Here is an 8,570-nt window from a genome sequence, read left to right on the forward strand (position 1 = left end):
TCCATGCAGAATTCGGTTACTGAATTTCTAACTCCTCGACACATTGATGTCGAGGAAATCAGTCTGACACAGGCAAAGGTCACCCTGGAGCCGCTGGAACGTGGTTTTGGGCATACCTTAGGCAATGCCCTGCGTCGCATTCTTCTTTCCTCTATGCCCGGTTGTGCCGTGACTGAGGTAGAGATTGATGGCGTGCAGCATGAATACAGTGCTATTGAAGGTGTTCAGGAAGACGTTATTGAAATCCTGCTCAACCTCAAAGGCCTGGCTATTCGCATGACTGGCCGTGACAGCGTTACTCTGACTCTGAGCAAAAAAGGCGAGGGTGTCGTCACTGCTGCTGACATCCAGCTGGACCACGATGTTGAAATCGTGAATCCTGATCATGTTATTGCCCACATGAATAACAAGGGCAATCTCAACATGAAGCTGAAGGTTGCTCGTGGTCGTGGGTATGAATCAGCCGACAGCCGTCGTCAGGATGAAGAGGAAACTCGCGCTATCGGCCGTCTGCAGCTGGATGCCACCTATAGCCCTGTATACCGTGTTTCCTATGTCGTAGAAAGTGCTCGTGTAGAACAGCGTACTGACCTCGACAAGCTGGTTATCGATCTGGAAACCAATGGTACTCTGGATCCTGATGAAGCCATCCGTCGTGCTGCTACTATTCTGCAGCAGCAGCTGGCGGTATTCGTGGATCTGGAAGGTGAGTCCGAGCCAGAGCCTGTGAAGGAAGAAGACGAGGTTGATCCGATTCTTCTTCGTCCGGTTGATGATCTCGAACTGACCGTACGTAGTGCTAACTGCCTGAAGGCAGAGAACATCTACTACATTGGTGACCTGATCCAGCGCACTGAAGTTGAGTTGCTCAAGACCCCGAACCTGGGTAAGAAGTCCCTGACTGAAATCAAGGACGTTCTGGCCTCCCGTGGTCTGAGCTTGGGTATGCGTCTTGATAACTGGCCACCTGCCAGTTTGAAGAGCGACGATAAGGTTTCTGCTTAATTGCAGCCAGGAGCCGCCACTGTTGCAGAAACAGAAGCGGTTCCTGGTAAGAAGAGGAAGTTTGTGCCATGCGTCATCGTAAGAGTGGCCGCAAGCTTAACCGGAACAGTTCTCATCGCAAAGCGATGTTCAAGAATATGGCTGCTTCCCTGGTTGAGCACGAAGTAATCAAGACAACACTGCCAAAAGCGAAAGAGCTGCGCCGTGTTGCTGAACCGCTGATCACCCTGGCTAAGGAAGACAGCGTTGCTAACCGTCGGCTGGCGTTCGATCGTCTCCGTAACAAGGCTGCGGTAGGCAAACTGTTCACTGATCTGGGTCCGCGTTTCAAAGAGCGTCCAGGCGGTTACATCCGTATCATCAAGTGCGGATTCCGTCATGGTGACAACGCGCCTATGGCTTATGTCGAGTTGCTGGACCGTCCTGCTGTTGCAGCAGTAGAGTCCGCTGACGAAGAATAAGTCAGAAAAAAGCCGGGTTATCCCGGCTTTTTTGTTTTCACCCTGCCATGAAGTTCTTTTACTGTTTCTCTGTGTGTCCTTAGCATCTTGCCCTTCATAATCAGTTAACCAACTGTCATCGAATATTTTCTATCCATTGGCCATTCTACTTCAGAAGATGAGTCGGGATGTTATAAACGCTAACCAACTGGTTAGTGATTTATATGAAAACAAATGGAAAATAAGGAGTATCTCGAATCTCTTTATGGAGCTTTGATTTGACTTTCTGTCAGGTTAATTAACAACGATAAAGAACTAATTAAACTTTTAATGATCAAATCTTCATAATCAAATTTTTAATTGCAGGAATGAGTTATGCATTACCCTCCATCCATTGCAACCAAGCCACCACTGCATCAGATGGACTCAGTCCGTGGCAAACAACGCAATGCCCCTGAGATTAAGTTCATTCGGCAATTGTCCCCCCGGGAAGCCAGAATGGCTGAAGAATTATATGGTCAGCTTAAAGCACATCATCACAGCAGTTCAGATCGCTCCTGTCATTGTTTAGTGAAGTCCGGTTATTTTGATCGACTGGTTGGCTTTAAAAGGGCTGGGGAGAAACCTTTCATTATCCAGGTTCACGATATAACCAATCCATATATAGGCAAAGGTGCTTTTGGAGAAGTCTATGAAAGTAGTCTTTTGGTCCGAAAGTCAGAGAAATGTTGGGGAGTTCCTCAAGGGCAGCAATATAACAGAATTATGAAGATCCAGAAAAACACTGAAGTTGCCAGGAGTGAAATGGACTTTCATTCGGTTCAGCCCGGATCGTTAGGTGCTGGAAAATTTAATGGTGACCAATATCTGGATCAACTACGCATTCCCGGAGAATGTTTGCAGAAGTATTTTGAAGATAAAAAATGGCCACTGAAAGACAGGTTTGACTGTGCTGTGGCTATGTTGATTTGTGCCAAGACTTTCGTGGCTGGGGGGTTAGTTCATCCCGATCTTAAACCGTCCAACATGATGTATGATGTAGTTAATAAAGAGATTTTTTTTATTGACAATGCCCATGTATTCGATCTTGAAAATCCATCAGCGCCCAAGCCCCAGAATCTAGTGGGGACACCGTTGTTTATTGAGCCTGACCAATACCGGAAATCAGAAATTACAGATAAGTCGATGGTGTTTTCCCTTGGAATTATTTTGTTGAATCTGTTTTCTGATAAACCTGATCGATATAAAGTTGCCGAGTCTCGGGTTTCTCAGGGCAAGGACTTAAAGCTAAATCTGGCGGAATTTCTTCCAAAACTCAGGATAGACAGTAATGATTTCGTCAAGCAGCTGTCCGGTTTCTTAACTCAGATGGTTTCTACAAGCAGCGCCTCTCGTCCCGACTTAGACGAGTGCCTGGGGAAAATGACCGCTTTTTCCAGTGGATACAAAATCATTGAAGAAGCTGCTAGTGAATTGAAGTTAGCCAAAAGTAGCGTTGAAAATTTGAAATATGAACTAACGATGTTAAAACAAAGCCAAAGGTTAGCTAAAAGAAGTGGGATAACAGAAGAGGAATTTAAACAACTAAAAGAAGAGGGAGCAGCAAAAGAATATAAAATGAATATGAAGTTGCAAGTGCAGCAGATTGCAATCGAAAAGATGGAAGAAGAGCAGAAGCAAAAATTGGAAAAGTTAATGCAGGTACAACAGCTGAAGTTGGAAAAACAGAAGCAAGAAACCGAATCGCTGGAAAAACAAACTGCTTATTATAAAGCTGCGGCAGAACGTGCGCAAAGTGATGTCGAGCAGACATCTCGTATACTGGCAGCGCAGAGAGCAGAAGTAGAAGAGATGGAAGGAGCCCTTTTTAGTCAAGAAAAAGAATTGAGGAGGTTGACAGAAAAGGTTGCCAAGGCAGAGGAGCAGAATCGGGAGGCGGATACAGCGCATAACGAGGCGGTGGCAGCGCGTATAGAGGCTGAGCAGGCGCTCACAGAGGCACAAAATAGAAATTCTCAATATGAACAAAAGCTGACAATAGCGAAAAATGATCAAAAGCGTGCAACGTCTAAATTGGAAGAATTTGAAGTCAATGAGAAAAAACTACTGGCTGAGAAAGCTTCTGAAGAGACGAAAGTAAAGGAACTTTCGAGTAAGCTGTCTAAAAATCTAAAGGCACCTTTGGATAGGTTGAAAAAGGTAGCAAGTAATCGGGATGATATAGATAAAGCTGATTTTTGTAGGATATTGCCTGGTATTATAGAAGCCCTGCCATCCAAGTCTGAGCAGATCAGATTACTGGAAGAGATTGGAGTATTTATTCTTTGGAATATTGGAGCCACCTATACCCATAAGTCCAATTTAAGGCCTTTTTCCTTATTATATCCCCGTCGGCAGTCTGATTTCACGAAGACTCAACGAATGCATTTGGAGGCAGTTTCATCCCAGGCTAAAGCGCTGGCAGAAAAAATGTTAAAAGGTAATGAAGAAAGTAAGCGGCTGGCGTGCAATTTTTTAAGCAAAGGTTTTGTTACACGTGTTCAGGTCACAGATGCTTTAACAGCAGACAGTGGCTGGGCTGAATCACTGCTGGCCTCCACTACCGGAATTTCAAAATATCAATTTACGTCAGAAGATGTGGCAAAGTTTAAGAAATCTCACCTCTGTCATTATTTTCAAGATGGCAGGGAAGGTGACCCCGGTAAAAGCAAACAACTCGCAGCTTATATGGCGGATTTGGAAAACGTGGATGAAGTCAGTGCGGCAAGAAGTTTGCTGGCTATGCTTGCAGCTAAAGAACCTGTGGAAAATTTTACTGCTTTAGAGAATGAGTTTTTGTCTATTCTCACCAGACCGGACGCATATACCAGAGGGGCGCAGGACACTGTCACCTGGTTTGCTGAATATGTGTGTGAAAGTGTCGTTGGAGAGAAACTGATTCGTCAGGATATTGATTCGCCATCGGCAACCAAAATGAAGCATATTGCTTTGCTGCGATCTTCTTATGCTGAGGTTTTAAAGCCATTAATAGGGCAGAAACTGGATTCGCTGACCGTCCAAAAATTAGCGGAGAGTCGCCTGGTGAACTTTTCTCCCGTTCAATACCAGCATGAACTTCAAGGTTTTCAAAATGATCTGAAGTATAAAGTGACAGCACTTTTGGAGTCCGAGGAAAATATTGCAGTGTACAAGGATTACTTGCATAAAAAGTTCGCGGCAGATTTTTCTGTTTCATAGTGTCAGTTACCCGGCTCTGGCTGTGCTATTGCCACGTGCGCCAGCCTTTCGGGTTGAGTTTATCTCCCTGATTGGCACATTCTGAATGGAACCTAATAATAATTTTATGGTCAAACGGCGTTATTTATGAGTGCAGGGTATTATTCTGAAAGCTGCCGCATCAACCAGCGCCCACCCAAAGTCTGCTCGCTGGGTTGATCAACAAGCCAGTTCAAGCAGGCTTCCTTACCCTTCCATAAGTGCATTTTACGGTAAAAGTGTCTCAAACCTTAGTCCCCATAGAGTCACAGGCATCGCTCTGTATAACGGCAAGTGTGTTGAGGATGCTTTTTGGGAAAAAAAACCATTACAAGGACGTCAAGTCACTTCGGCTGATGTGCTTACAGCCTATGGAAATGATACATCCTCTATCAGAAGCGGCTTTTTCCTGCAAAAACTGTGCTTACAGAACATTTTGCATGGCAATAGAGTCGTTACCCCGATTCAGGTCATTGAAGAGTTCTCCCGACAGCCAGATCAAAATCATAAGTTCAAATTAGCGATAGCACGCTTCATGGCGGAATGTTGCCTGATGGGCCTGAACTTGAATGGTCATCCGGTCACTCCGGATTCGGTGGTCATGGCTTATCACGCCATCGGGGCAACACTGGAGCTGGCGCGCTTCAAGTCGGAGTGTTGCCTTAGGTATCTGCTGTTGAATGGCCGACAGGTTACACCGGATGAGGTGGTTAGGGATTACCCGGATAGTCCGGGAGGCAAACTGGGGATAGCCCGCTTTAAAACGGAATGTTGCCTGAAGTGCCTGCCGTTGAATGGTCGGCTGATCTCACCGGAGGAAGTGGTTAAGGATTACCCGGATAGTCCGGATGGCAGACTGGGTATAGCGCGCTTTATAGAAGAATGTTGTCTGAGGGGCTGGCTGCTGAATGGTCAGCAGGTGACACCGGATGAAGTGGTTAAGTATTTCCCGGATAGTCCGGTAGGCAAACTGGGTATAGTGCGCTTTAAAGCAGAATGTTGCCTGAACAGCCTGCCATTGCACGGCCAGCAGGTCACAGCGGATGAGGTGGTTAAGGAATATCAGGTGGTCGGGGCACCACTGTCGCTGGCACGCTTCAAAGCGGAATGTTGTCTGAGGAGCTTGCTATTGCATGGTCGGCAGGTGACACCGGAAACGGTGGTCAAGGATTATCAGGCCGCCGAAGCCCCGCTGGAGCTGGCACGCTTCAAAGCAGAATGTTGCCAGCGGGGGCTGCTGTTGAATGGCCAGCGGGTTACGCCGGATGCGGTGGTTAAGGATTATCAGGCCATTAACGCGACACTGCCGCTGGCACGCTTCAAAGCACAATGTTGCCTGCGGGGGCTGCCGTTGAATGGCCAACGGGTTCTACCGGATGCGGTGGCGAGGGATTATCGGGCCGTTAAAGCGACACTTGAGCTGGCGCACTTTAAGGAACAATGTTGCTTTAGAGGGAAGCTGTTGAATGGTCAGCAGGTTACACCGGATGAGGTGGTTAAGGAGTATCGGGCTGCCAGGGCAACACTGGGGCTTGCCCGTTTCAAAGCGGAATGTTGCCTGAGGGGTATGTTGCTGAATGGCAGACAGGTTACAACGGCTGCGGTGGTTAATGATTTTCCGGCAAGCCCGGAAGGCAAACTGGGCGCAGCGCGATTCAAAATGGAGTGTTGCCTGCGGGGCCTGGCGTTGAATGACCGACAGATCGAACCGGATATGGTGGTTAAGGATTTACCGAAGTGTTCGGACAGTAAACTGGCGATAGCGCACTTCAAAGCGCAGTGTTGCCTGAGGAGCATCTCACTGAATGGTCAGCAGGTCACACCGCATGAGGTGGTTAAGGGTTTTCAGGCAATCAGGGCAAAACTGGCGCTGGCATGTTTCAAAGCGGAATGTTGCCTGAAGGGCATGTTGCTCAATGGCCAGCAGGTCACAGCGGCTGAGGTGATCAAGGATTTTCCGGTGAGTCCGGAAGGCAAACTGGGGCTAGGGCGCTTCAAAGCGGAATGTTGCCTGAGGGGCTTGCCGTTAAAGGATCGGCCGGTGACACCGGATACGGTGGTTGAGGCGTTTCCGGACAGTCCGGAAGGCAAACTGGGGATTGTGCGTTTCAAAGCAGAATGCTGCTTCAGGGGCTTGTTGTTGAATGGTCAGCAGGTCAACCCGGATGAGGTGGCTAAAGACTATGTCCGTGGTGGTTGGCTGCTGGAAAGAGCTATTTTTTATTCCCAGCTGGCATTGAATGCAAGAATAGTGCATGGCTCCGATCTGGATAACCAGAGAGTATTGGCAGCGTTTAACACAGTGCCCGGGGATCATTCTTCAAGACAAACCAGGTTTCTGATTCAACGGCTGGAACAATTTCAGCCCTATGATGAAGCCAGCGAGGTTCAGGCTATTTTTCAAGAAGCCTGTCAAACCTTAAACAACTTATCGGTCAATGACGATGAGCAGCATCGAGTGCAATGTATCCTGAAATTCATGGCTTTGCAGCATGAGCTGCCAATGAATCATCAGAGCGTATCAGCACAACAGGTATTGCAATCCATCAATACACTGAGGCGCTCATTTCAGAATTTACGCCTGCATTTCTTCTTCCTGGCTCATTGCTACAGTAAGAGACTGCCTATTGATGGACGACAAATCCATAAGGATCAGGTGCTGGAGTGCCTTAATAGTTTCCCTGAAGGAAGTAAGCAGCGCCATGCGTTGGGCTGCTGGTTTGAACAATACAGCACCAAAGCCAGGATACTTGATCAGCGGCTGTTTCAACCGGTTATCCCCGTAAGTGATATTGACAACTCTGGCCGGGTAGCAAAACCGTTAGAGGTATCCAATGGCAATCTCGGCCAGGAAGACCTTTCCCCTCCTCAGGTTAGGGAGTTCAGGAATGCACCAGATAATGCATCGGTTGCTCAGGCATTATTTTCCACCCTTGTGGCTCAAACCCGGAAGCAATGGCCAAAAACAGGGGCACCGGGTTTCCCGGACAAGCAAGCTCAGCGGTTAGATGCGCTGACACTAAAAGCACTGGAAATTATTCAGGACATCAATCGCTCTTATGCCAATCCCCCCATTCTGATTACCGGTTCATACGCCCGTTTTTTGCAGAACCTCTGCCCGGCATTTAATGATATTGACATTATCTGTACGACAGAAAAATCGGCCACCATACTCTTTGAGAAGTTGCAGGCACTGAACACCGATGAGGATTCAGAAATCACACAAAACATTACCTTCAGGCCGGTCCCGGGCTGTCAGGCGATTAAATTGCCACAGGCCTGCAATATTGATCTTAGATACGGTGATTTGGGTATCAAAACGATGGGGCTGCAAGTCAGTGTGGACTCCAGAGTCATTGATACGAATGGAGCACGACTGGCCGTTCACGTTCCTGGTGTTGAAAGGCCGGTATGGTGTTTGTCGTTTACTGAAGAAACCCGATTATTGAACGATGCGCTGGCATACCTTGTTGATAACCTTGATCCGCTGACAAGAAAATTGCAAAGAGGGGTTGTATTTGACATACCTCGAACCCTTCTTTTTAACAAGCCCCAAAATGCCCATGAGCGCATTTATGGCTTGCTGATACGCTCACTGCTTACCCTGAATAAAGGTCGGCAGTTTATCGCCCTGCACTGTGAGGAAGAACCCGAAACATTAAACTGCCGGACTGACCGGCTTCAACAGGAACAACATCGCCTTCATGTACTGACTGGGAATCTTCAAATAAAATTGGCCAGCCATGTGTGCCGTGATGATTTTGAGCGCAGGGTTAACGGCTGGCTGGCGACAGCTCAGCTCGTCAATGATTACCAGGTCAAGAGGAAGGATTTTGTCAAAGAGCTGCTGACGATGATGAATCCTGAATA

General features: G+C 47.4%; 4 protein-coding genes. All 4 read left to right on the forward strand.

Annotated features, from left to right (window positions below):
- Nucleotides 1–3: 3 nt before the first annotated feature.
- Nucleotides 4–1,005: a DNA-directed RNA polymerase subunit alpha gene (locus ACO6V1_RS13410; protein WP_422447480.1), complete on the forward strand. Its 1,002-nt coding sequence runs from the start codon at nt 4–6 to the stop codon at nt 1,003–1,005.
- A 68-nt stretch (nt 1,006–1,073) separates the two neighbouring features.
- The gene (rplQ, locus tag ACO6V1_RS13415; protein WP_101746623.1) at nt 1,074–1,466 is read left to right on the forward strand and encodes a 50S ribosomal protein L17; all 393 of its coding nucleotides are present in this window, start codon (nt 1,074–1,076) and stop codon (nt 1,464–1,466) included.
- A gap of 354 nt (nt 1,467–1,820) precedes the next feature.
- The gene (locus ACO6V1_RS13420) at nt 1,821–4,682 is read left to right on the forward strand and encodes a protein kinase domain-containing protein (RefSeq protein WP_422467169.1); all 2,862 of its coding nucleotides are present in this window, start codon (nt 1,821–1,823) and stop codon (nt 4,680–4,682) included.
- 130 nt (nt 4,683–4,812) lie between these two features.
- Nucleotides 4,813–8,570, forward strand: a 3,758-nt coding sequence (locus ACO6V1_RS13425) for a hypothetical protein (RefSeq protein ID WP_422462906.1), incomplete at its 3' end; no start/stop codon positions are given.

This window comes from Endozoicomonas sp. ALC013, assembly GCF_049310205.1.
Classification (GTDB): Bacteria; Pseudomonadota; Gammaproteobacteria; order Pseudomonadales; family Endozoicomonadaceae; genus Endozoicomonas.

Excerpts from the sequence above, each read along its gene's own strand:
- rplQ (WP_101746623.1), top strand. The coding sequence starts at position 1,074 with ATGCGTCATCGTAAGAGTGGCCGCAAGCTTAACCGGAACAGTTCTCAT.
- ACO6V1_RS13420 (WP_422467169.1), top strand. The coding sequence starts at position 1,821 with ATGCATTACCCTCCATCCATTGCAACCAAGCCACCACTGCATCAGATG.
- ACO6V1_RS13410 (WP_422447480.1), top strand. The coding sequence starts at position 4 with ATGCAGAATTCGGTTACTGAATTTCTAACTCCTCGACACATTGATGTC.